Raw genomic sequence first — 273 nt, 5'->3', positions numbered from 1 at the left:
CGAGGTGGACGCAATCTTCCTCAAGGGCGCCAGTGCCGTGCAACTGGCCCACGCCTTTGCCCTGCGCACGGTGATCGACACCGGCAGCCACCCCGACCCGCTGATCCGCAGCAACAATGGCACGCCGCGCACGCTGGCGGTAGACAGCCACCTGCTTGAGCAGCATCCGCAGGTGGTGCGCACCCTGCTCGGCTCGGTACTGCGCGCCGAACATTGGGCCCACCAGCACCCGGATGAAACCCGCCGCTACCTGGCGCGGGAAACCAACAGCAG

The 273-nt window shown here is 67.8% G+C and carries 1 pseudogene; it reads left to right on the top strand.

Going from position 1 to position 273, the window contains the following annotated elements:
• Positions 1–273 (top strand): annotated as a pseudogene (locus tag SB752_RS32450) (ABC transporter substrate-binding protein); the annotation flags it as partial.

The organism is Brevibacillus sp. SIMBA_040 (genome assembly GCF_046535075.1).
GTDB lineage: Bacteria > Bacillota > Bacilli > Brevibacillales > Brevibacillaceae > Brevibacillus.
The sequence above is the reverse complement of the archived record's forward strand: the minus strand, read 5'-3'. Positions and strand labels throughout refer to the sequence as shown.